This is a genomic window from Mycobacteroides sp. H003, from assembly GCF_001440135.1.
Taxonomy (GTDB): Bacteria; Actinomycetota; Actinomycetes; order Mycobacteriales; family Mycobacteriaceae; genus Mycobacterium; species Mycobacterium gwanakae.
Genome location: NZ_LJYL01000010.1, coordinates 84,924 through 107,982, shown reverse-complemented (window position 1 = coordinate 107,982; position 23,059 = coordinate 84,924). Strand labels below are relative to the sequence as shown.

Annotated in this window: 24 protein-coding genes and 1 riboswitch; of the genes, 19 read left to right on the top strand and 5 right to left on the bottom strand. The window is 64.9% G+C overall.

Going from position 1 to position 23,059, the window contains the following annotated elements; translation table 11 throughout:
- Window positions 1-81: 81 nt before the first annotated feature.
- A complete protein-coding gene (locus AOT87_RS06390; RefSeq protein ID WP_220096905.1) occupies window positions 82-843 on the bottom strand; it encodes a DUF5666 domain-containing protein in 762 nt (253 codons plus the stop codon).
- A 52-nt stretch (window positions 844-895) separates the two neighbouring features.
- On the opposite strand from AOT87_RS06390, the gene AOT87_RS06385 reads away from it, so the two are divergent.
- The 7 genes from AOT87_RS06385 to AOT87_RS06355 all read left to right on the top strand — a co-directional run bounded on the left by AOT87_RS06385 (window position 896) and on the right by AOT87_RS06355 (window position 6,598).
- Window positions 896-2,023, top strand: coding sequence for an NADH:flavin oxidoreductase (locus tag AOT87_RS06385; RefSeq protein ID WP_057969086.1), 1,128 nt, complete (start codon window positions 896-898; stop codon window positions 2,021-2,023).
- A 43-nt stretch (window positions 2,024-2,066) separates the two neighbouring features.
- Window positions 2,067-2,420 carry a thioredoxin gene (trxA, locus tag AOT87_RS06380; RefSeq protein ID WP_030093461.1) on the top strand — a complete coding sequence of 118 codons (354 nt, stop codon included), beginning with the start codon at window positions 2,067-2,069 and terminating at the stop codon, window positions 2,418-2,420.
- A gap of 56 nt (window positions 2,421-2,476) precedes the next feature.
- Window positions 2,477-3,286, top strand: coding sequence for an enoyl-CoA hydratase (locus AOT87_RS06375; RefSeq protein ID WP_030093460.1), 810 nt, complete (start codon window positions 2,477-2,479; stop codon window positions 3,284-3,286).
- Window positions 3,287-3,323: 37 nt separating this feature from the next.
- Entirely contained in the window at window positions 3,324-4,952 is a 1,629-nt protein-coding gene (locus AOT87_RS06370) for an ABC-F family ATP-binding cassette domain-containing protein (protein WP_030093459.1), read from the top strand.
- Between the two features lie 118 nt (window positions 4,953-5,070).
- Window positions 5,071-5,253 (top strand): helix-turn-helix domain-containing protein, encoded by a 183-nt coding sequence (locus AOT87_RS06365; RefSeq protein WP_030093458.1) that lies wholly within the window; start codon window positions 5,071-5,073, stop codon window positions 5,251-5,253.
- Between the two features lie 64 nt (window positions 5,254-5,317).
- Window positions 5,318-5,950 (top strand): hypothetical protein, encoded by a 633-nt coding sequence (locus AOT87_RS06360; RefSeq protein WP_030093457.1) that lies wholly within the window; start codon window positions 5,318-5,320, stop codon window positions 5,948-5,950.
- Window positions 5,951-6,028: 78 nt separating this feature from the next.
- Entirely contained in the window at window positions 6,029-6,598 is a 570-nt protein-coding gene (locus AOT87_RS06355) for a hypothetical protein (RefSeq protein ID WP_044103924.1), read from the top strand.
- On the opposite strand, the gene AOT87_RS06350 is transcribed toward AOT87_RS06355, so the two are convergent.
- The 3 genes from AOT87_RS06350 to acnA are packed head-to-tail and all read right to left on the bottom strand — an operon-like array spanning window position 6,595 to window position 10,487.
- Window positions 6,595-7,125: a DinB family protein gene (locus AOT87_RS06350; protein ID WP_030093455.1), complete on the bottom strand. Its 531-nt coding sequence runs from the start codon at window positions 7,123-7,125 to the stop codon at window positions 6,595-6,597. The two genes, AOT87_RS06355 and AOT87_RS06350, sit on opposite strands and share 4 nt — an antisense overlap.
- Window positions 7,109-7,681 carry a TetR/AcrR family transcriptional regulator gene (locus AOT87_RS06345; protein ID WP_030093454.1) on the bottom strand — a complete coding sequence of 191 codons (573 nt, stop codon included), beginning with the start codon at window positions 7,679-7,681 and terminating at the stop codon, window positions 7,109-7,111. The genes AOT87_RS06350 and AOT87_RS06345 overlap by 17 nt, the downstream gene beginning before the upstream one ends.
- Window positions 7,682-7,697: 16 nt before the next feature.
- On the bottom strand, window positions 7,698-10,487 hold the full coding sequence (acnA, locus tag AOT87_RS06340; protein WP_030093453.1) for an aconitate hydratase AcnA: 2,790 nt from the start codon (window positions 10,485-10,487) through the stop codon (window positions 7,698-7,700).
- 269 nt (window positions 10,488-10,756) lie between these two features.
- Between acnA and AOT87_RS06335 the strand changes: the two genes are divergently transcribed.
- The 9 genes from AOT87_RS06335 (at window position 10,757) to AOT87_RS06295 (ending at window position 19,855) form a co-directional block, all read left to right on the top strand.
- A complete protein-coding gene (locus AOT87_RS06335) occupies window positions 10,757-11,314 on the top strand; it encodes a DUF6676 family protein (protein ID WP_030093452.1) in 558 nt (185 codons plus the stop codon).
- A 316-nt stretch (window positions 11,315-11,630) separates the two neighbouring features.
- Window positions 11,631-13,076, top strand: a complete 1,446-nt coding sequence (locus tag AOT87_RS06330; RefSeq protein ID WP_057969102.1) for an NlpC/P60 family protein — start codon at window positions 11,631-11,633, stop codon at window positions 13,074-13,076.
- Window positions 13,077-13,150: 74 nt separating this feature from the next.
- Entirely contained in the window at window positions 13,151-13,837 is a 687-nt protein-coding gene (locus tag AOT87_RS06325) for an NlpC/P60 family protein (RefSeq protein WP_234795874.1), read from the top strand.
- Window positions 13,838-14,018: 181 nt separating this feature from the next.
- Window positions 14,019-15,167 (top strand): MoxR family ATPase, encoded by a 1,149-nt coding sequence (locus tag AOT87_RS06320; protein WP_057965904.1) that lies wholly within the window; start codon window positions 14,019-14,021, stop codon window positions 15,165-15,167.
- A complete protein-coding gene (locus AOT87_RS06315) occupies window positions 15,164-16,135 on the top strand; it encodes a DUF58 domain-containing protein (protein ID WP_030093448.1) in 972 nt (323 codons plus the stop codon). Before AOT87_RS06320 ends, AOT87_RS06315 begins: the two co-directional genes overlap by 4 nt.
- Entirely contained in the window at window positions 16,132-17,142 is a 1,011-nt protein-coding gene (locus AOT87_RS06310) for a VWA domain-containing protein (RefSeq protein ID WP_030093447.1), read from the top strand. The genes AOT87_RS06315 and AOT87_RS06310 overlap by 4 nt, the downstream gene beginning before the upstream one ends.
- Before the next feature lie 61 nt (window positions 17,143-17,203).
- Window positions 17,204-17,941 carry a 3-oxoacyl-ACP reductase FabG1 gene (fabG1, locus tag AOT87_RS06305; protein ID WP_057969084.1) on the top strand — a complete coding sequence of 246 codons (738 nt, stop codon included), beginning with the start codon at window positions 17,204-17,206 and terminating at the stop codon, window positions 17,939-17,941.
- Between the two features lie 71 nt (window positions 17,942-18,012).
- Entirely contained in the window at window positions 18,013-18,822 is an 810-nt protein-coding gene (gene inhA, locus AOT87_RS06300; protein ID WP_030093445.1) for an NADH-dependent enoyl-ACP reductase InhA, read from the top strand.
- Window positions 18,823-18,832: 10 nt separating this feature from the next.
- Window positions 18,833-19,855 carry a ferrochelatase gene (locus tag AOT87_RS06295; RefSeq protein ID WP_057969083.1) on the top strand — a complete coding sequence of 341 codons (1,023 nt, stop codon included), beginning with the start codon at window positions 18,833-18,835 and terminating at the stop codon, window positions 19,853-19,855.
- Here AOT87_RS06295 and AOT87_RS06290 read toward each other — a convergent pair.
- Window positions 19,852-20,679, bottom strand: a complete 828-nt coding sequence (locus AOT87_RS06290; protein ID WP_057969082.1) for a hypothetical protein — start codon at window positions 20,677-20,679, stop codon at window positions 19,852-19,854. The two genes, AOT87_RS06295 and AOT87_RS06290, sit on opposite strands and share 4 nt — an antisense overlap.
- A 65-nt stretch (window positions 20,680-20,744) precedes the next feature.
- Here AOT87_RS06290 and AOT87_RS06285 point away from each other — a divergent pair, with 65 nt between their 5' ends.
- From AOT87_RS06285 to AOT87_RS28990, 3 genes are all read left to right on the top strand, one after another.
- Entirely contained in the window at window positions 20,745-21,170 is a 426-nt protein-coding gene (locus AOT87_RS06285; protein ID WP_057969081.1) for an NfeD family protein, read from the top strand.
- A gap of 30 nt (window positions 21,171-21,200) precedes the next feature.
- Entirely contained in the window at window positions 21,201-22,355 is a 1,155-nt protein-coding gene (locus tag AOT87_RS06280) for an SPFH domain-containing protein (protein WP_030093441.1), read from the top strand.
- Between the two features lie 61 nt (window positions 22,356-22,416).
- A riboswitch (M-box (ykoK) riboswitch) is annotated at window positions 22,417-22,585 on the top strand.
- A gap of 232 nt (window positions 22,586-22,817) precedes the next feature.
- Window positions 22,818-22,955: a hypothetical protein gene (locus AOT87_RS28990; RefSeq protein ID WP_044103922.1), complete on the top strand. Its 138-nt coding sequence runs from the start codon at window positions 22,818-22,820 to the stop codon at window positions 22,953-22,955.
- The last annotated feature ends 104 nt before the right edge of the window (window positions 22,956-23,059 follow it).

Genomic DNA, 23,059 nt, shown 5'->3' with positions numbered 1-23,059 from the left:
ACCTCAGCGTGCTGGCGCGGGCTGAGGGTGCGCTCCGGCATGCGTGAGAAGTTGCTGTGTATCGCGGATGCCAGATCGGACCTATCGCGGGGCAGGTCCACATCGCCCGTCGGTCGCCGGGCCTAGGTCGATCTTGGTGGCCTGCAGCACTCCCTCGGCATCTTTGGTGCCGTGTGCATCCGCGCATTTGCCGGCGATGATCGCGGTGGCCTCGGTGGGTTGCCGTTGGTCGTAACGGGTGTCGGCGGTCACCGTGACGTTGGTCTGAATCTCCGACGCCCCACTGGGATCGGTATTCGACACCACGATGGTGCTGCCATTGACCGACGCGACAGCACCCTGGACGCTGGGGCCGCCGAATGGTGGAGGTGAACCCCCGGGTGCGCCGCCCGGGGGCGGCCCCGGCGGTATGCCGGGAGGTGGTGCGCCGCCGGGTGGTGTCTCCAGCGCACATTTGTTGTCCTCGGCCGCACTGATCAGCACCCGTTGCGCCGTGGCCTGTTCCGACTCATCTGCACCGGCTGTCGCCTGCACGCTGACGCAACTGCCCACGATCACATCGGACAGATCCGCGGGTTGCACCTCGGTGAGCTTGGTCATGGTGTTGAAGTCGATATCTATGCTGCCCACAGGGTTGGTCACCTGGACCGTGTGCCCCGACACCGAGGAGATCAATCCGCCGGCCCTGTCGTGCCCACCCGCGTGCCGTATGACGGTGGTCGAGGCAGGGCCCGCTGACGGCTGGGCCGGCTTATCCGCGGAGCCACCGCATGCCGCGCTTGCGAACACGACGACTCCGGCGATCACGAGCAACGTAGGCGGTGGCCGGAGATTTGGTGACATGGTTGACCACGTTATCCGGAATGGATCAGGTGTCGGCGTAGTTTGACACCTCGTGACCGACGTGAGACCAGACGTAGCGCCCCTTTTCGAACCGTTCACCGTGAAATCGCTGACCGCCCCCAATCGGTTCGCGATGGCGCCGATGACACGATCGGCTTCTCCCGGTGGTGTCCCGGGCGAGAACGTGGCGGCGTACTACCGCCGCCGCGCCGCGGGAGGTGTTGGGTTGATCATCACCGAGGGCGTCTTCATTCCCGACGATGCCGCGGGCGGTCAGGCCAGCGTTCCACGCCTGATCGGCGACGACGCACTGGCGGGATGGTCGGCGGTCACCGACGCCGTGCACGGCGAGGGATCGGCGATCGCGGCCCAACTGTGGCACCAGGGTGTCGAGCGCGGCGCCGATCCGGAGTTCAATCCCCAGGTGGAGTCGGTGAGCCCGTCGGGCCTGGCCGGAGATGCTTCCCCGCTGGGCCGAGCGCTGCTGACCGGTGAACTTGCTCCGCTCGCAGAGCAGTACGCGACGGCGGCGCGCAACGCCAAGGCGGCCGGATTCGACGCCGTCGAACTACACGGTGCGCATGGTTACCTGCTCGACCAGTTCCTGTGGGAGCGCACCAACATTCGGTCCGACGGGTATGGCGGATCGATCGTCGATCGAGTGCGATTCCCGGTCGAGGTGGTGCGGGCCGTACGCGCGGCCGTCGGGCCCGATTTCCCTCTCCTGTACCGGTTTTCACAGTGGAAGCAGGCCGACTACACAGCCACCCTGGCCGATAGCCCCGCAGAGCTGGAGCGTCTGCTCGCGCCACTTGTCGAGGCAGGTGTGGACGTTTTCCACCCGTCCACACGTCGCCACTACGTACCGGCGTTCTCGGATCTGGCGGGGGCCGATGGAGCGCTGAGTCTTGCCGGCTGGACCAAACGTGTCACGGGCTTGCCGGCCATTGCCGTCGGCTCCGTGGGATTGCAGACGGAGTTCAAACCCACCGAGGTCCGGGACATCGAGCCCGCGCCCGTTGAGGCGGTGTTGCGGCAGTTTGCCGACAACGAGTTCGACGTCATCGCCGTGGGCCGCGCGCTGTTGTCGGATCCCGACTGGGTGAACAAGCTGCGCACCGGCCGGCAGGAGGAGTTCGTGGGATTCAACATCGGCAAGGCCCTGGCCGCGCTGTACTGAGGGCCCCTGGAACATCACGCACCCCGGCGACGTTGAGGACAACATGGCAACACGTGACATCACCGCTGACGCGTTCAACGACTTGGTCCACGACAACGACATCGTGCTCGTGGATTTCTGGGCGTCTTGGTGCGGGCCGTGCCGCCAGTTCGGGCCGGTGTTCGAGGCGTCTTCGGAGGAGAACCCCGACGTCGTCCACGCAAAGGTGGACACCGAGGCCGAGCAGGCGCTGGCGGCGGCGGCGAACATCCGGTCGATTCCCACGCTGATGGTGTTCAAGCAGGGCCAGCTGGTGTTCAACCAGGCCGGTGCGCTGCCCCCGGCATCGTTGGCCGACCTGGTGCAGAAGGTCCGCGATCTCGACGTTGAGGCCGCACTGCGCGAACAAGAGGCGTAGCGCGGCCCGCGCGGAAACGATTTGGTGCAACCCGCCGCGGTCGGTTATATGGACGCATGAGTTTCGTGCTGGTCGACCGTCCGCGTCCGGATATTGCCTTGGTCACCCTGAACCGGCCGGAGCGGATGAACGCGATGGCGTTCGATGTGATGCTGCCCTTCAAGCAGACGCTCGTCGACATCAGTCATGACAACGATGTGCGGGCCGTCATCATCACCGGGGCCGGCAAGGGGTTTTGTTCGGGTGCCGATCAGAAATCTGCTGGGCCCATCCCGCATATCGGGGGATTGACCCAGCCGACGATCGCGCTGCGCTCCATGGAGCTCCTTGACGAGGTCATCCTCACGCTGCGCCGGATGCATCAGCCAGTGATCGCGGCCATCAACGGCGCCGCCATCGGCGGTGGCCTGTGCCTGGCGCTGGCCTGTGATGTCCGGGTTGCATCGGAGGCTGCGTACTTCCGGGCTGCCGGTATCAACAACGGGCTGACCGCCAGCGAGCTGGGCCTGAGTTATCTGCTGCCGCGTGCCATCGGCACCTCCCGCGCTTCGGACATCATGTTGACCGGCCGCGACGTCGACGCCGACGAGGCCGAACGCATCGGTTTGGTATCCCGCAAGGTGCCCTCGGAATCCCTGCTGGAAGAGTGTTACGCGATTGGAGAGCGCATCGCCGGGTTCTCCCGTCCAGGGATCGAATTGACCAAGCGCACCATTTGGAGTGGGCTGGACGCCGCTAGCCTGGAAAGTCACATGCACCAAGAGGGCCTGGGCCAGCTGTACGTCCGGCTGCTCACCGACAACTTCGAAGAAGCCACCGCCGCCCGCAAGGAGCAGCGTAAAGCGGCCTTTAGAGACAAGCGCTGACAGCGCCAGACGCTACACAGCATTCAAGGAGTAAGTAGTGATTACCGCGACGGACCTCGAGGTCCGCGCCGGCGCCCGCACGCTCGTCTACGCGCCGGGCCCCGCGTTACGCATCCAGCCCGGCGACCGCATCGGGCTGGTGGGCCGTAACGGGGCGGGCAAGACCACCTCGATGAGAATTTTGGCCGGCGAGGGTGAACCGTATGCCGGCTCGGTATCGCGTATCGGTGAAATAGGTTATCTGCCACAGGATCCCAAGGAAGGCAACCTGGATCTGCTGGCACGTGATCGGGTGCTTTCGGCGCGTGGCCTGGACACCATCATCAGCGATATGGAGAAGCAGCAGACGCTGATGGCTGAGCTGGCCGATGAGGCTCAGCGCGATAAGGCGGTTCGTCGCTACGGGCAGCTGGAGGAGCGCTTCTCCTCGCTGGGTGGGTATGTCGCCGAGAGTGAGGCGGCGCGCATCTGTTCGAGCCTCGGGTTGCCTGAGCGGGTGCTGATCCAGCCGCTGCGCACCCTTTCGGGCGGTCAGCGGCGCCGTGTGGAGTTGGCCCGGATTCTGTTCGGAGCGGCCGAGGGTGGCGCTGGGTCGAACATGACATTGCTGCTCGACGAGCCGACCAACCACCTCGATGCGGACTCGATCGGCTGGTTGCGCGGCTTCCTGCAAAACCACGAAGGCGGGCTCGTGGTCATCAGTCACAACGTCGAGCTGCTGGCCGATGTGGTGAACAAGGTGTGGTTCCTGGACGCGGTCCGTGGCGAGGTCGACGTCTACAACATGGGTTGGCAGAAGTACCTGGACGCACGGTCACTGGATGAACAACGGCGCCGGCGCGAGCGGGCCAATGCCGAGAAGAAGGCCTCGGCCCTGCGCACCCAGGCGGCCAAGATGGGCGCCAAGGCAACTAAAGCCGTTGCCGCACAGAACATGTTGCGCCGAGCCGAGAAGATGTTGTCCGGGCTCGACGAGGAGCGGGTGGCCGACAAGGTGGCCCGCATCAAGTTCCCGACGCCCGCCGCATGTGGCCGGGTACCGCTGGTGGCCAAGGGACTGACCAAGAACTACGGATCTTTGGAGATCTTCACCGGGGTGGACCTTGCCATCGATCGCGGCTCGCGGGTTGTGGTTCTCGGACTCAACGGCGCGGGGAAGACGACGTTGTTGCGGCTGCTCGCGGGCGCGGAGACCGCCGACGCCGGCGCGCTGGAGCCCGGCCACGGCCTCAAGCTCGGATACTTCGCACAGGAGCACGACACCCTGGACGATCACGCCACGGTGTGGGAGAACATCCGCCACGCCGCTCCGGATACCGGGGAGCAGGAGCTACGCGGGATCCTGGGTGCCTTCATGTTCAACGGCCCACAGTTGGAACAGCCGGCGGGAACGTTATCCGGTGGTGAGAAGACCCGCCTGGCCCTGGCCGGTCTGGTCGCCTCGACCGCGAATGTGTTGCTGCTCGATGAGCCGACCAACAACCTGGATCCTGCATCCCGTGAACAGGTTCTCGACGCGCTGCGCAGTTACCTCGGCGCGGTCGTTCTTGTCACCCACGACCCGGGGGCCGCCGAGGCGCTAAATCCGCAACGTGTCGTGTTGTTGCCGGACGGCACCGAAGACTACTGGTCCGACGAGTACCGGGACCTCATCGAGCTGGCCTGACCATCCTCATTCGCCCTAGGCGTCTCATACACACGCGTGATCACATTTGCGCTATGGTGCAACCGGGTCGAGCCGCAGCCCACAGGGGCCGCGGCATGGAGTCGGGAGAGAGGTCGCGATGGCCAAAACGCGCGACGAGGAACGCGTCGAGCTGAAGGCGGCATACGAGCAGGGTGCGAGTATCCGCACACTTGCTGCGGATGCCGGCCGATCGTATGGGTACGTGCATCGTGCCCTCGTGGAATCGGGTGTGGCGCTGCGCGGGCGCGGCGGCCCGAATCGGCGCGGCCGCAAGGTTTAACTGGCGTCCGACACGCAGTGTGCCCGTTGAGCTTTCGGGCGACAATTGTTGCTACCGTTATGCGATGCGAGGACATGGCGGTATCCGGAAAATCGGCGTGCTGGCGCTGGCGGCACTGACGGCATCCGGTTGCGCCGGTCAGGTGCGCCAGGTGGACGAGGCGGTGTCGCCCGTGGCCACCACGACGGCGTTGCCGCAAACGTCGACACCCGCCCCGGAGACCTTCCGTGTCACGGCGTGCGAGACGGTCAGCGGTGGCGGCGGCAAGAACGTCGCCACCCAGCTGCGGGATGTGCGGGTGGGCAAGCAGGACGACTACGACAGGGTCACCTTCGAATTCGGGCCGGACGCCAAGAGCAAGGTGGCGCTGGACGAGCTGGTGGTTCCCAGGTACACGGTGGACAGCCCCACCAGCGTGTCCGCGGGCCCCAAGGGAGACAACGTCATCGTCGCCGGATCCGCCCTGCTCGGTGTGCTCTTCGACGGCGCGTCCGCGCACGAGACCGATAAGCCCATCCGGTCTTATCCGGGGCCGAGTGAGATCAAGCCGAAGGACTTCCCGATCCTGGCAGAAGCCGAGCAAGGCGAGGACTTCGAGGGGAAGGTGCGGTGGGCGCTGGGCCTGAACAAACAGCGCTGCCCTCAGGTGAGCACGCTGACCAATCCGCCTCGTCTCGTGGTCGATCTGCCGCACTAGCGCAGTTGTGACCGGGCACCACCGCCTGCGCCACGGTTAGCAACCCAGGACAATCCCCGCCCGAACGCCAGCGGTTCGGTGCGTGAGGCCGTACATTCGCTAACCATGTATCGATACCTGGTACCGCCTGTACTAGTAGTCGGCTCGCTCGTAGGTGCCCCGCAGGCGACAGCCGCGCCGGAGTGCCCGACGTTGACCGATGGTGGCGCCGAGAACTACGCCAACGTCCTGCACGATGTGCGCATCGAAACCCTCGACGACCTCGACAGGGTGACGTTCAGCTTCGGGCCCGACAAGCTGGCGCCGCCGACCGGGCCCGTCACCTACTGGCAGGCACCACCGTTCTCGGTAACTCCGGTGAGCGGCGGATACGCGGTGGCATTTCGGGGCGCCGCGGCACACGACACCGTGCTGGGAACGTGGGACCGACCCGAGAACCAGCAGGTGAAGTCCTTTCCGCAGCCGAAGGATCTCGGCGCGCCCGCGGGCGCCCCGGTGGTTCGATCAGCTCGACTGCTGCAGGACCCGGACATCTTCAAAGACAAGAACGGCGTGATGGCCTGGAAGGTCGCTGCACAGGCTTCGAAATGTCCGGTGGTGTACATCGCCGACACGCCCGCGCGCGCCGTCATCGACTTCCCGCACTAGTCCGCTGGCAGGCGGGAAACATCGTGCAGGTGATGCACCGGGTCGTGCACGAAATACAGACCCAGTGTCTCGACGGTGAAAACTGAACCGTTGCTTCGCCTTCCGCGACGGCTTAGCGAGCCTGCGGGCACCCCGGCGAAGGCGGCGGCGATGGCTTCGCCCGCGGTGGCCAGCTCCCGCGCCACCGTCTGCGGGTCCTGTTCGGCGTACCTGTCTTCGATGGCGGTCTTGTCCTGGTCCCAGTTCTCGAATAGCGGATCCTCCTCGGCGAGCATCAGCTGCAACCGGGTCAGGAAGATGCGGAACACGTCCCGGACGTGGGCGCCGTACTCCAGCGGCGACCAGGTCTGCTCATCGGGACGTTGGCGCACCTCTGGCCGGGACAACACCGGCTGCCACGCCGCCAGGTTGCCCCGCACGATATCGGGTATCTGGGTGAAAGATGTTGTGGCGGGATCAAATCCACACTCCGCGCAGCGGTTATCCAGGACCCAGGTCCAGTCCTTGGTATCAGGAGTGATCGGCACGGCGCACCGAGTCCTCGACGAGATCCAGGACGCGGCTGAGGCTTTCGGTGGACTCTCCGGCGGCCAGGCGGGCCACCAGGCCATCGAGCACCAGATCCAGATACCCCAGGATCACCTCACTGGGCACGTCCTCGCGCAATCGGCCGGCCTTCTTCTGGCGTTGCAGCCGTGCCAGTGTGGCGGTGTTGAGTTCTTCTGATCGCTGGTTCCAGCCCCGCCGGAATTCGGGGTCGTTGCGCAGCTTGCGGGCGATCTCCAAACGCGTGGCCAACCAATCGAACTGATTGGGGTCGGCCAGCATGTCGCGCATCACCTGCACCAGACCCTCGCGGCTGGCGACGTTCGCCATCCGTTCGGCGTCTTCGCGGGCCAGCGCGAAGAACAGCGTGTCCTTGTCGCGGAAATGGTGGAATATCGCCCCCCGCGACATGCCGATGGTGTGTTCGAGGCGGCGCACGGTGGCGCCGTCGTACCCGTACTCGGCAAAACAGCGCCGCGCGCCATCAAGGATCTGGCGGCGACGAGCCGCGAGGTGATCCTCGCTAACGCGCGGCACTGTTGTTCAGCCGTTTCTAGCCGGCCAGCATGTTCCGCAGCACGTACTGCAGGATGCCACCGTTGCGGTAGTAGTCGGCCTCACCGGGGGTGTCGATCCGGACTACCGCATCAAACTCGACCTTGGAGCCATCGCCCTTGGTCGCGGTCACGTGCACGGTCTTCGGTGTCGAGCCCTCGTTGAGCTTCTCGATACCGCTGATGTCGTACGTCTCGGTGCCGTCGAGCTTGAGCGAGGCCGCCGATTCCCCGGCCGGGAACTGCAGCGGAATCACTCCCATACCAATCAGATTCGACCGGTGAATGCGCTCGAACGACTCGGTGATCACGGCCTTGACGCCCAGCAGGCGGGTGCCCTTGGCAGCCCAGTCGCGTGAGGAACCGGAGCCGTATTCCTTGCCGCCCAGCACCACCAGCGGGATGCCCGCCTTCTGGTAGTTCACCGAGGCGTCATAGATGAACGACTGCGGGCCGCCCTCCAGGGTGAAGTCGCGGGTGTAGCCGCCGGACACGTCGTCCAGGAGCTGGTTACGCAGGCGGATGTTCGCGAACGTGCCGCGCACCATCACCTCGTGGTTACCGCGTCGCGAACCCAGCGAGTTGTAGTCCTTGCGGTCTACACCGTGCTCGTCGAGGTACTGCGCTGCCGGGGTGCCCGACTTGATCGAACCGGCCGGTGAGATGTGGTCGGTGGTCACCGAGTCGCCGAGCAGGGCCAGCACCCGCGCACCCTTGATATCGGTGACCGGCGTGGGCTCCAGCGGCATCCCGTCGAAATAGGGCGCCTTGCGCACGTAGGTGGACGTGTCGACCCACTCGAAGGTGTTGCCCTCAGGGGTGGGCAGACCGCGCCAGCGCTCGTCACCCTTGAAGACATCGGCGTAGGAGTTGGTGAACATCTCGCGGTTGATCGACGAGGCGATGGTCTCTTCGATCTCTGAGGCGCTGGGCCAGATGTCCTTCAGGTAGACGTCGTTGCCGTCGTGGTCCTGTCCCAGCGGGTCGGTGTCGAAGTCGAAGTCCATGGTGCCCGCGATGCCGTAGGCGATGACCAGTGGCGGGGAGGCCAGGTAGTTCATCTTGACGTCGGGGGAGATGCGGCCTTCGAAGTTGCGGTTACCCGAAAGCACGGCGGTGACCGACAGATCGTTGTCGTTGATGGCCTTGGAAATCTCGTCGGGCAGCGGGCCGGTGTTACCGATGCACGTGGTGCAGCCGTAGCCGCCCAGGTAGTAACCGAGCTTCTCCAGGTAGGGCCACAGGCCCGCCTTGTTGTAGTAATCGGTGACGACCTGCGAACCCGGTGCCATGTTGGTCTTGACCCACGGCTTGGTGGTCAGGCCCTTCTCAACGGCCTTCTTCGCCAGCAGCGCAGCGCCCAGCATGACCGAGGGGTTGGAGGTGTTGGTGCACGAGGTGATGCCCGCGACCACAACCGCGCCGTGGTCCAGGACGAAGTTGCCGCGCTCGGCGGACTTCACGGTGACCGGCTTGGTGGGCCGGCCCTCGGCACCGTTCGCGGCCGACGGCACGACGGCATCGTCCTCAGCGAAGGACAGCACCGCGGCATCGCTTGCCGGGAACGACTCTTCAACGGCCTCATCGAGGTTCGTGTGAGGAGCAGGGTGGTTCTCTTCGACGTAGTTGTGGATGTCCTTGCGGAACGCGTTCTTCGCGTCGGACAGCTCGATGCGGTCCTGCGGACGCTTGGGGCCGGAGATGGAGGGCACCACGGTGGCGAGGTCGAGTTCCAGGTACTCCGAGAAGGCCGGCTCGTGGTCGGCGTCGTGCCACATGCCCTGTTCCTTGGCGTACGCCTCGACCAGTGCGAGCTGCTGGTCATCGCGGCCGGTCAGGCGCAGGTAGTTGATGGTCTCCTCATCGATCGGGAAGATCGCTGCGGTAGAACCGAATTCGGGGCTCATGTTGCCCAGGGTGGCGCGGTTGGCCAGCGGCACCTCGGCCACGCCCTTGCCGTAGAACTCGACGAACTTGCCCACCACGCCGTGCTTGCGCAGCATGTCGGTGACGGTCAGCACCACGTCGGTGGCGGTGACGCCCGGCTGGATCTCACCGGTGAGCTTGAAGCCGACGACCCGGGGGATGAGCATCGAGACCGGCTGGCCGAGCATCGCGGCTTCGGCCTCGATACCACCGACACCCCAGCCGAGGACGCCGAGGCCGTTGACCATGGTGGTGTGCGAGTCGGTACCCACACAGGTGTCCGGGTAGGCCTGGCCGTTACGGGTGAAGATGGTGCGGGCCAGGTACTCGATGTTGACCTGGTGCACGATGCCGGTGCCCGGGGGGACAACCTTGAAATCGTCGAAAGCGCCTTGGCCCCAACGCAAGAACTGGTAACGCTCGGCATTGCGCTCGTACTCGAGTTCGACGTTGCGCTCGAAGGCGTCGGCGGTGCCGAAGACGTCCAGGATCACGGAGTGGTCGATGACCATCTCGGCGGGGGAGAGCGGGTTCACCTTGTCGGGATCGCCGCCCAGCGCCGCCACTGCCTCACGCATGGTGGCCAGGTCGACCACACAGGGCACACCGGTGAAGTCCTGCATGACCACGCGTGCCGGGGTGAACTGGATCTCGACGCTCGGCTCGGCCGAGGGATCCCAGTTGGCCAGCGCCAGTACGTGTTCCTTGGTGATGTTCGCGCCGTCTTCGGTGCGTAACAGGTTCTCCGCCAACACCTTCAGGCTGTAGGGCAGTTTCTCGGTACCGGGCACGGCATTGAGGCGGAAGATCTCGTACGACTCATCGCCAACCTGCAGAGTGCCGCGCGCGCCGAAGGAATTCACCGATTCATTGCTAGTCACATCAGCTCCAGAGCTCGAAGGCCACCCGCCGGCGGGCTGTGCCAGGCGGGGTTCCGGAGGCGCCACCGCAGATGGCTGCCTTCCATCGCTAGTCTAACAGTACGCTTGTCCCGTAATAAGGGGGATGCCCAAATTTCACCCGCCATTCCCGTCGTGGCATCGGTCACTGTCGGCCAGGGTGTCGTTATGCACGCGAAATGCTGCGGGTCTACCTGCGCAACACCGCGCCCGGTGCGGGTTAGATTGATCGCGTGACGCCGCAGCACTTGCCCACCTTCATCCCCGCCGAGCTGTGCCAGGCGGTGGGCGTCTCGGTCCAGACCGCGGGCACCGATCCGCTCGGCTGGTCGGTCAAGTGCCTGGAGATGGCGCGCGCGGATGTCAACGAGGACGGAGTCGCCGCCCCGTCGGCGGATGTCGCCGGATTAAAGGATGTCATCGCGAAGGCGCACGCCAAGAACATCGACCTGAAGGTCGTGGCGCTTCCCAACAATCCCTGGATCGATACACCGTTGCGCGATATCGCCACCGAGATCGGCAAGGACCACCCGGACTCGACGGTCCTGGTCATCAGTCCGTCCTACGCCGGTACCTACAGCGCCACGTTCGACAGGGTGACGCTGGAGGCCGGGCAGGACGTCGCCAAGACGGGCAACGCCGTGCTCTCTGCGAACAACTTCGTGAACGAGATCGGGCGAGAGCACTTCTCATGGACGGCGTTGACTATTGCGCTTGTCCTGCTCGTCGCGGCGGTGTGCGCCGGAATTACGCTCGTGCGCGGCCGATTCGCGAACGACTCGGTTAAGTAACGATTTGCAAACCATTCGCGCAGCCTGTTTTTTCATGAAATAGCCGCGCGCAGTATGGAACCGGGATGATCTGCCGGTATTCAATTCGGGGCAATTAACCGTCAGAAGGTGTGCCGCCAATTGCCTGTCAGAGGCCAATTAATTACAACTTTGTAATTTGTGACTAAAGTTTCATTAGTTGCAAAAGTGACGTACGGTGCAAGTGGCGCCAAAGTGGTTAGTGCGTCTTATGTGACAACTGGGAGCGTGTCGGGGAAGGGCCGCTATGACCGAGAAGGCTCGCCGCACGCCGAAGATCGAGGAGACGGCAGACCGAATGAAACGGACAGTCCCGCAGCATTTCGCGGACCGTTTCGTGGTGCGTGGCAAACGAACCGCGGTGGTCGCGCTGATGGTGCCGCCGCTAATGACCGCCAGTCTGATGATGTGGCCCACGACGCTGCCCGTAACCTCCGCCGAGCCGAACGACATGGCCTCGTTGATCACTCAGTTGGCCGATACCAACCAGCAGATCGAACAGCTCACCGCCGACGTGCAGACCCAGCAGGAATCCATCAACAAGGGCCTGGTCGACCTGCAAGACGCGCGCGATAACGCCGCCGCGGCCGGTCAAGCAGTTGAAGAAGGTCAGCGCGCGGTCGACGCCGCGAATGGCGCCATCGTCGAAGCGCAGGGCAAGTTCGACCGGATGGCCGCAGCCACGTACATGGCCGGCCCCTCGGGTTCGTACCTGACCGCTACCAGCCCCGACGACGTGGTGCGTCTGGCCTCGGTGACCAAGAGTGTCGAGGCGAGCTCGCAGACCGTCATGGACAACCTGCGCCGCGCACGTACCGAGCAGGTCAACAAGGAATCGCAGGCGCGGGCCATCCAGGAGAAGGCCGACCAGGCCGCCGCTGACGCACAGAAGCAGCAGGACGACCTGGTGTCGGCGATGAAGGATGTACAGAAGAAGCTCGAAGCGCAGCGCGGAACCGCGTCGGAGTTGGCGGCCAAGAAGAAGAGCGCCGAGGCGCAGCTAGCTGCCGCCCGTGGGCCGGAGTTCGCGGCGTCGACGGCGACCGCCCGGGTGGTCAATCCGAGTGCCGCCATCGCGGGTAATGGCAACGAGTGGACCGAGGGGCCGGCTCCTGCTGCCGCAGCCGGTGGCCAATGGGATACCACGCTCCCGATGATCGCCAGCGCCAACGTGCCGACCGATCCGACGCAGACCATCAACATGGTGTTGGGCATCGGCAACACCGCAGCCAACGTCGGCCAGTCCGCGGTGTGCGGTGTGATCGGAATGTTCTGCCCCAAAGCTGCCCCGGCGGCGGCAGCTTCCAGCGAGGGTGGCGAGTACATCCCCAAGGTCTACGGCCGGGAGAATGTGGAGCGGGTGATCGCCCGCGCCGGTAGCGCGATGAACACGCCGTACTCGTGGGGTGGTGGTTCCTACAACGGTCCGACCCGCGGAATCGACTCGGGTGCAAACACTGTCGGCTATGACTGCTCTGGACTGATGATGTACGGCTTCGCCGCGGTCGGCATCAGACTCAGGCACTACACCGGATATCAGTACAACTCCGGGCGCAAGGTGCCCAGTGCGCAGATGAAGCGCGGCGACATGATTTTCTACGGCCCCAACGCAAGCCAGCACGTTGCGTTGTACCTCGGCAACGGTCAGATGCTCGAAGCGCCGAACACCGGCGATGTGGTCAAGGTGTCGCCGGTTCGCACCAGCGGCATGACGCCCTTCGTAACCCGATTGATTGAGTGGTAGAACCTGTGAACACAGCGAAAACGACCAGATTGCTCAAAGTTCAGGGCCTCTTCGTCGTGCGTGCGGCCCTCGCGGTGGGGATCGCTGTCGCACTGGTGCTGTTCATGGGTGTCCCGCGGGCCTCGGCCGATGACAACCCGATCAGCCCGAATGTTGGCACTGCCTTCCTGAACGCCCTCGGGCTGAACCCGTCGGGCGGCGACTGGGACAACACACTGCCCTTCGCGGGGCCGAGTCAGGGCGCCGACCCCACGAAGATCATGAACGGGGTGATGGGGGTCGGACAGACCGCGCTGGGTGCGTTGGGCATCGGCGGTAACCGCGCGTCTGCGGGAGCCGGACGTCCACTCGTGTACGGCCGTCAGGCGGTGGAAGCTGTGATCCAGCGCGGCGGCACCCAGCTGGGTGTTCCGTACTCGTGGGGTGGCGGCACCGTCCGCGGCCCCAGCGGCGGCGTCGACTACGACGCGGGCAAGGTGGGCTTCGACTGCTCGGGCTTCACGATGTTTTCCTACGCGGCAGCCGGCGTGAAGCTGCCCAAGTACTCCGGTGACCAGTACAACGCGGGCCAGAAGATTCCCGTATCGCAGGCCAAGCGTGGGGATCTGCTCTTCTACGGACCGGGTGGCTCCCAGCATGTGGTGATCTACCTGGGTAACGGTCAGATGCTGGAAGCCAGCGGCAGCGCCGAAAAGGTGACGGTGTCGCCGGTCCGCACGGGCGGGATGACTCCTTACGCCGTTCGTATCATCGCCTGGTAGCTCTTCTGATCTCTCGGGTGAGCTAGAACGGCGCGCCAGCGAACGGGTACGTGGACCAAATCCCAGGATGCTGGAATAGTGGACCGGAGGCGCCGCCCAGGGTTGGGCGCCGCCCACAGGGACATGGCTACCAAGAAGCCACCGAAGTAGCACGGAATCGTCAGGCAGAGCCGGAGGGAAGTTGATGTCATCACCAGGGTCACCAGGGGGAGGTGCCGGTTACTCCGGCGGAAGCGCCGGCCTCGCGCCGCACGCCCCGCAGGGTGCGACATCACCGGCCCTGGCCGCCGAGGTGCAGAACCTCGAGCGCGCCATTTTTGAGGTCAAGCGCGTCATCGTGGGTCAGGACAGGCTCGTCGAGCGAATTCTGGTCGGTCTGCTCGCTAAGGGGCACGTGTTGCTCGAAGGTGTGCCCGGTGTTGCCAAGACGCTGGCGGTCGAGACCTTCGCCAAGGTGGTGGGCGGGTCGTTCTCCCGTGTCCAGTTCACCCCGGACCTGGTGCCTACCGACATCATCGGTACCCGCATCTACCGCCAGGGCAAGGAAGAGTTCGACACCGAGCTTGGCCCGGTGGTCGCCAACTTCCTGCTGGCCGACGAGATCAACCGTGCGCCCGCCAAGGTGCAGTCGGCCTTGCTCGAGGTCATGGCCGAGCGGCACGTCTCGATCGGTGGCAAGACCTACCCGATGCCCAAGCCGTTCCTGGTGATGGCCACACAGAACCCGATCGAGAACGAGGGCGTGTATCCGCTTCCGGAAGCACAGCGCGACCGCTTCCTCTTCAAGATCAACGTCGACTACCCGACTGTCGAAGAAGAGCGCGAGATCATCTACCGGATGGGTGTCACGCCGCCGGAGCCTAAGCAGATCCTGTCCGCGGAGGCACTGCTGCGCCTTCAGGATCTGGCCGCCAACAACTTCGTGCACCACGCCCTGGTCGACTACGTGGTTCGGGTTATCTCGGCCACCCGCAACCCGGCGCAGTTCGGGCTGGGCGATGTCGCCAACTGGATCTCCTACGGCGCCAGTCCCCGTGCGTCGCTGGGCATCATCGCGTCGGCCCGGGCGCTGGCGCTGGTTCGTGGACGCGACTACGTGATCCCGCAGGACGTTATCGAGGTCATCCCGGATGTGCTGCGTCACCGCCTGGTAATGAGCTACGACGCACTCGCCGACGAGGTTTCCGCCGACACCGCCATCAACCGGATTCTGCAGACGGTGGGCCTGCCGCAGGTGAATGCCGTGCCGCAGCAAGGGCATTCGGTGCCGCCGGCGATGGTCGGGACGAACGGCCCGGCCCCGGCAGCCCATAACGCCGCGCCCAGGTGAGCACACCCAGTCCGGGCAGCGCCCGGCCGGTAGACATCCCGTCCCTGCGTCGGGGTGAGATCCGTGATCCGCAGCTCTCGGCAGCGCTGCGGACCTTGGAACTGAAGATCCGCCGCAAGCTTGACGGGGTGCTGCACGGCAACCACCTCGGGCTGATTCCCGGTCCCGGATCGGAGCCGGGGGAGTCCAGGCTCTATCAGCCCGGTGACGACGTGCGCCGGATGGATTGGTCGGTGACCGCGCGAACCACGAGCCCGCACGTACGCCAGATGATCGCGGACCGCGAGCTGGAGACCTGGCTGGTGGTCGACATGTCGGCAAGCCTGGATTTCGGGACGACCAACTGTGAGAAGCGCGATCTCGCGGTCGCGGCAGCGGCCGCCATCATCTTCCTGAACAGCGGTGGCGGAAATCGGCTGGGCGCGCTGATCGCCAACGGGGACAAGATCGTTCGGCTACCGGCGCGGTCCGGACGTGCCCACGAGCAGGACATCCTGCGCAGCATCGCCACCATGCCGAAGGCGCCACAGGGTGTCCGCGGCGATCTGTCACTGGCGATCGACGCACTGCGGCGCCCGGAGCGCCGCCGCGGCATGGCGGTCGTCATCAGCGACTTCCTGGGCCCCATCAACTGGATGCGGCCGCTGCGCGCCATCGGGGCCCGGCACGAGGTGTTGGGCATCGAGGTGCTGGACCCGCGCGACATGGAACTTCCGGATGTCGGTGAGGTGCTCCTGCAGGACGCCGAGACCGGCATCACCAAGGAGTATCGGATTGACGAGAACCTGCGCCGGGATTTCGCTCAGGCGGCGGCAAGGCATCATGAAGAGGTGGCACGCACATTGCGTCGTTGCGGTGCACCGCTTTTGAGTCTGCGGACCGACCGTGACTGGATCAACGACATCGTGAGATTCGTCTCTCAACAGCGCCGCGGTGCGGTCGCCGGGACAGGAGCGGGGGCTCGATGAGTGATCTGCCGTTCTTCGGGCCGATGACTCTCACGGGCTTTACCCACCCGTGGTTCTTCCTGGTCCTGCTGCTGGTGGCCGCGCTGGTCGGTTTGTATGTGTTTGCGCAGTATCTGCGCGAGAAGCGGGTGCTGCGATTCGCCAACACCGAGCTGCTGGATTCGGTCGCCCCGAAACGTCCGCGCGCCTGGCGGCACGCGGCCACCGCGCTGCTGGTGGTGGGCCTGATGGTGCTGACCATCGCGCTCGCCGGGCCAAGCCATGACGTGCGGATTCCCCGGAACCGTGCCGTGGTGATGCTCGTCATCGACGTCTCGCGGTCCATGGAATCGACCGACGTCGCCCCCAACCGTCTGGGGGCCGCGAAGGAAGCCGGTAAGGAGTTCGCCCGCAACCTGACCCCGGGCATCAACCTGGGTCTGATCGCGTACGCGGGCACCGCGACGGTGCTGGTCTCGCCGACCACGAACCGCGACGCGACCGTCAACGCGTTGGACAACCTGCAGCTCGCGGATCGGACGGCCACGGGTGAGGGCATCTTCACGGCGCTGCAGGCCATCGCGACAGTGGGCGCGGTCATCGGCGGCGGCGACAAGCCACCGCCCGCGCGCATCGTGTTGATGTCCGACGGTAAGGAAACGGTGCCGTCGAACCCGGATAACCCCAAGGGTGCCTACACGGCGGCCCGCACCGCCAAGGATCAGCAGGTACCGATTTCGACGATCGCGTTCGGCACCAAGGACGGGTACGTCGAGATCAACGGGCAGCGCCAGAACGTGCCGTACGCCCCCGACATGATGGAGAAGGTGGCCAAGTTGTCGGGTGGAGAGACCTATACGGCCTCCACGCTCGGTCAGCTCAAGGAGGTGTACGCCAACCTGCAGCAGCAGATCGGGTACGAGACCATCCGCGGCGACGCCAGTGTCGGATGGTTGCGTCTGGGTGCTCTGCTGGTGCTCGCGGCGGCCTTCGTCGGCCTGGTGATCAACCGGCGTCTGCCCAACTAGGTATGGACTGCACCGGCGAGGCCTGCGGGCGGGACTCTAAGAGGACGATAAGATCCTACGCATGACTGATGCTGCTGGCGCGCGCCCCGAGTTCGTCTCCCGTTCTGTGCTGGTTACCGGTGGTAACCGGGGTATCGGACTTGCGATCGCGCAACGTCTTGCCGCTGACGGGCACAAGGTGGCGGTGACCCATCGTGGATCCGGGGTGCCGGAGGGCTTGTTCGGGGTGGAGTGCGATGTCACCGACAACGACGCCGTCGACCGGGCTTTCAAAGAGGTCGAGGAGCACCAGGGGCCTGTCGAGGTGCTGGTATCCAACGCGGGCATTGCGCAGGACGCATTTTTGATGCGCATGACCGAGGAGAAGTTCGAGAAGGTCATCAACGCGAACCTGACCGGAGCGTTCCGGGTGGCCCAGCGGGCGTCGCGCACGATGCAGCGCAAGCGCTTCGGCCGGATGATCTTCATCGGTTCGGTTTCCGGCACCTGGGGAATCGGTAACCAGGCCAACTACGCGGCCTCCAAGGCCGGTGTCATCGGCTTGGCGCGCTCGATCGCTCGGGAGCTCTCCAAGGCGGGCGTCACCGCCAACGTGGTCGCCCCTGGTTTCATCGACACCGAGATGACGCGCGCGCTCGACGAAAGGGTCCAGGAGGGCGCACTGGAATTCATCCCGGCGAAGCGAGTGGGCACCGCCGCTGAGGTCGCCGGGGTGGTCAGCTTCCTGGCGTCCGAGGATGCCAGTTACATCTCCGGTGCAGTTATCCCGGTTGATGGCGGCATGGGCATGGGCCATTAGAAGGACGTTTCGGACATCGATCAGTGTGGCCGCGCGACGAGCGTGGGCATCGCAATTACCTAAGGAGAATCGTGGCAGGACTACTTGAGGGCAAGCGGATCCTGGTGACGGGCATCATCACCGATTCGTCGATCGCGTTCCACATCGCGAAGGTCGCGCAGGAGCAGGGCGCACAGCTGGTGCTCACCGGATTCGACCGGTTGCGTCTCATCGAGCGCATCACCCAGCGCCTGCCCGAGCCCGCGCCGCTGCTGGAGCTCAACGTGCAGGATGAGAAGCACCTGGACAGCCTTGCCGAGCGTGTCACCGAGGTGATCGGAGAGGGCAACAAGCTGGACGGCGTGGTGCACTCCATCGGTTTCATGCCGCAGACCGGCATGGGGCTGAACCCGTTCTTCGAGGCTCCGTTCGAGGATGTGGCCAAGGGGTTTCACATCTCGGCGTTCTCGTACGCCTCGCTGGCCAAGGCTGTGCTGCCCATCATGAACCCAGGCGGCAGCATCGTAGGTATGGACTTCGACCCGACCCGCGCGATGCCGTTCTACAACTGGATGACCGTGGCCAAGAGCGCACTGGAATCGGTAAACCGGTTTGTCGCGCGCGAGGCCGGTGCGGCCGGTATTCGCTCGAATCTGGTTGCCGCCGGTCCCATCCGGACGCTGGCCATGAGTGCGATCGTCGGCGGCGCGCTGGGCGAAGAGGCCGGCCAGCAGATGAGTGTGCTCGAGGATGGCTGGGACCAGCGTGCTCCGATCGGCTGGGACATGAAGGACCCGACACCGGTCGCCAAGACCGTGTGTGCCCTGCTCTCAGACTGGCTGCCCGCCACCACCGGCGACATCATCTTTGCTGACGGCGGCGCGCACACCCAGCTGCTCTAGGGACACACCCATGCTTTTTGACGCGGTGCTTCTGCTGTCCTTCGGGGGGCCTGAGGGGCCGCAGGAGGTTCGGCCGTTTTTGGAAAACGTCACCCGCGGTCGCGGCGTTCCGCCGGAACGTCTCGACGAGGTGGCCGAGCATTACTACCATTTCGGCGGTGTCTCACCGATCAATGGCATCAATCGTGCCCTGATCGCTGAGATCTCGCGCCAGCTGGAACTGAGCGGACGCCCACTGCCGGTGTTCTTCGGCAACCGCAACTGGCACCCCATGGTGGAAGAAACCGTTGCCGACATGCGCGACAAAGGCATTCGGCGGGCAGCGGTCTTCACGACCTCTGCCTGGGGCGGTTATTCGGGATGCACCCAATACGTAGAAGACATTGCGCGCGCCCGGGCGGCGGTGGGCGATGGAGCACCCGAGCTGGTCAAGCTTCGTCAGTACTTCGACCACCCCGCGTTGGTGCAGCTGTACGCAGAAGGGGTGACCGCCGCGGTGTCGGGGATGCGGGAGACACCGCGGCTGGTGTTCACCGCGCATTCCATCCCCATCGCTGCCGACCAGCGGCACGGCCCCGACTTGTACAGCCGACAGGTGCGCTACCTTGCCGAGCTGGTTGCCGAGGCGGCCGGCTACCAGGATTACGATGTGGTGTGGCAGTCTCGCTCCGGCCCACCCCAGGTGCCGTGGCTCGAACCCGACATCGTCGATCATCTTGCAGCACTGAAAGATCGGGGCATTCGCTCCGTCGTGGTATCGCCCATCGGGTTTGTCTCGGACCATCTGGAGGTGGTGTGGGACTTGGACAACGAGGCGCGTGAGTATGCGGCCGAACATGACATCGAATTCGTGCGTGCGGCGACACCGGGTGCGGACGAGCGATTCGCGCGGATGGCGGTCGACTTGATCGCAGAGGTTGCGGACGGCACGCCGCCGCGGCGTGTGGCCGGAGCGAACCCGGTCCCCGGATGCGGGTTCAGCGTGAATGGCGCCCCGTGTTCACCGCTGCACTGCGGTCGCCAGGATGTTTAACGCGCGCCTTCGATGATGGCGGCTGCGGCTGCCATCCGCGCCTCACGCACCAGGATCACGAGGGGGCGCAGCACATCGGCGACCGCGCCGTCATCGAGGGCGCCGGGCAACTCCATGACCTCGGCCGCCGCGGTAGCTATGGCCTCGACCTGGTTGGCCGAATCCAGGACGCGCACCGCCCGGTGTGGCGCGTAGTCGGGCAGGCGATGCCCGCGTAGCGTGGAAAGCACCTCTTCGACCAGGGCGCGGGGGTCGGCATCCGCGGTGTCCACGACCCTGTCGAGGCGGTTGAGTGTTGCTGTGGCGGTCCGGACTGCCTGGCGTAGTTGATATTCGGCTTCCCCAAGATCTGGTCCGGCTTGCGCTGGGATTCGCGCGGGGAGCGAATACACGGTCCAGGATAGGCCAACGGTCTCATCGCGATCCTCGTCATACTCCACAGCGGGAACCAATCCTATTGCCGTGGAGTTGTTTTGGCGGTCGCTGAGCACAATCGCCTCGCTGGCCTCCATCGCGTCACGTTGGAACTGGGTATTGGCGGGCAGCCCGCGCGGGTCGCCGGGAGCGGGCAGGATCACATGGATATCGGGGACACCGTGTGGCTGGCCGGTGGCGGTACGGACCGTCTGGAGTAGGCCGATAGGGCCGTTGTCGTCCATATCGGGCCACGAAAGTCCCGTGTGACCGGCGGCGACAGCGTCGTATGCGGTGACCAAATGTCTTGGTGCCCAAGCGATAAGAGCATCAATGACGTCGTCGGGAGCCGCGCGGCCAGCCAGCCACGCGCTTGCCCACACCGCCAGGGACACACTCGGATTCGCCATAGTGCTCGCAGTCTAAGGCCCCGTATCCGCCCCCACCAGTTGCCCACGCGGTCTAATGTGGAGCCATGCCGATTGTGTGGCTTGTCGCAGGCATCCTGCTTGCGTCCGCCGAGCTGATGACAGGGGACATGTTCCTGTTGATGCTCGGCGGTTCGGCCCTGGTCACGGCCGGTGCGGGCTGGGTGTTTGACATGCCGCTGTGGGCCGAGGGCCTGGTCTTCGTCATCAGTGCGGTCATTCTGCTGGTCGGCGTGCGGCCTGCTCTGCGTAAGCGGCTGACGGCAGGCCCGATTCTGCACACCAACGTCAAGGCGTTGGAGGGTAAGAGCGCCATTGTGATTGAACCGGTCGATGACGTCCATGGGCTGGTCCGGCTCGGTGGCGAGATGTGGTCCGCGCGCAGCCTGGAGAAGTCTGGCCGATTCGAGCAGGGTGAGACGGTGACGGTTGTTCAAATCGACGGCGCAACGGCGGTTGTCGAGAAGATCTAGCGCAAGAATTCCAGTGACAGGAGTACGGGTATGGGAGTAGCTGCCGGAGCCTTTGTGCTCATTGTCTTGATCATCCTGGGCGTCACTATCGTGCTGAAGTCCGTGGCACTCGTCCCGCAGGCAGAAGCAGCGGTGATCGAGCGCCTGGGGCGGTATTCGAAGACCGTGAGCGGGCAGTTGACCATTCTGGTGCCGTTCGTCGATCGCATCCGGGCGAAGGTTGATCTGCGTGAGCGGGTGGTGTCCTTCCCGCCCCAACCGGTGATCACCGAGGACAACCTGACGGTGAACATCGACACCGTTGTTTACTTCCAGGTCACCAACCCGCAGGCCGCGGTGTACGAGATCAGCAACTACATCGTCGGTGTGGAACAGCTCACCACCACCACGCTGCGCAATGTGGTCGGTGGCATGACGCTGGAGCAGACGCTGACCTCACGCGATCAGATCAACGGCCAGCTGCGTGGCGTGCTCGACGAGGCCACCGGACGCTGGGGCCTGCGCGTCGCACGCGTCGAGTTGCGATCCATCGACCCGCCGCCTTCGGTGCAGGAGTCGATGGAAAAGCAGATGAAGGCCGACCGCGAGAAGCGCGCCATGATCCTGTCGGCCGAAGGTGCCAGGCAAGCCGCGATTCTGTCGGCGGAGGGGCAGAAGCAGGCCCAGATCCTTGCCGCCGAAGGCTCGCGCCAGTCGGCCATCCTGGCCGCTGAGGGTGAACGCCAATCCCGCATCCTGCGTGCCGAGGGCGAGCGTGCCGCTCAGTATCTGCAAGCCCAGGGCCAGGCCAAGGCCATCGAAAAGGTTTTTGCCGCAGTGAAATCCGGTAAGCCCACTCCGGAGTTGTTGGCATACCAGTACTTACAGACATTGCCGAAGATGGCTCAGGGTGAAGCCAACAAGGTGTGGCTCATTCCCAGTGACTTCGGTTCGGCATTACAGGGATTCACCAAACTGCTGGGTGCTCCCGGCAGCGACGGAGTGTTCCGCTACGAGCCTTCCCCGGCCGATGAGTCGACCGAGCGCCCCGAGGATGACGCCACCGAGGTCGCCGGATGGTTCGAGACAAAGACCACTCCGGAAGTCGCTGCGGCAGTTGCCGCGGCGCAATCCGCGGCCCAGGAAATCGGGGCAGCGGACCCCGCGATCGATCCCGCCAACCGTCACGGACTGCCGGGGGCGTGAGACCGGCACGGGCGCAGTCTGCTTGACAAGGTGATTCCTCCGGCCCATCATGGGTAGCGGTTCAGCACCTTGCTAGGTGAGGCTCCTACGTGAATACAGGCCACTGATCTGACGACGTCGAGAGACGCCCAAGGTTAGGACAGGTCTTCCCGGACTAAGGGATGACCCGAAGTGGCTTCCGCGAGCGGACACGTCACGTAGTGCCGAAGCCCTGACGAGAGGGGTGCATACCGGACGCCCTGAGTGTTCGGTGATTTCCTCTTGTGGTCGCTGTTCCACACAGCAGGCGCCCGCGTGCGCCCCGACGGCAAGGAGGTGAGGCACAACCGTGATATCCGGTGACAGTCCGCATAGACAACAGCTGCCGCATACCTTGCTGCTCATTCGAGGCTGATTCCTCGCTCTAGCCAACGTGTTTGACGTTCGCGTTCAGGTATGCGGCTTCCCAAAAGGAGTCCGATCATGAACACCACATTCAACGCAGTACGCCGGCTGTGGACACGTAACCGGCTGACCCCGCAAGAGCGCGCCAACCTCCAACTGGCGTACTCACCGCTGGCGGTTGTCTCGGCGTCTCTTGGGGCGCACCCACCGCGGTAACCCCGAGGGGCATCGCCATTGGGTCCACGCACAGCCGATTCACAGTGCGTGGACATTCGGAATTCATTCGAGGCCAATACGCTTCGGCCGCCCGCTGGGCGGAC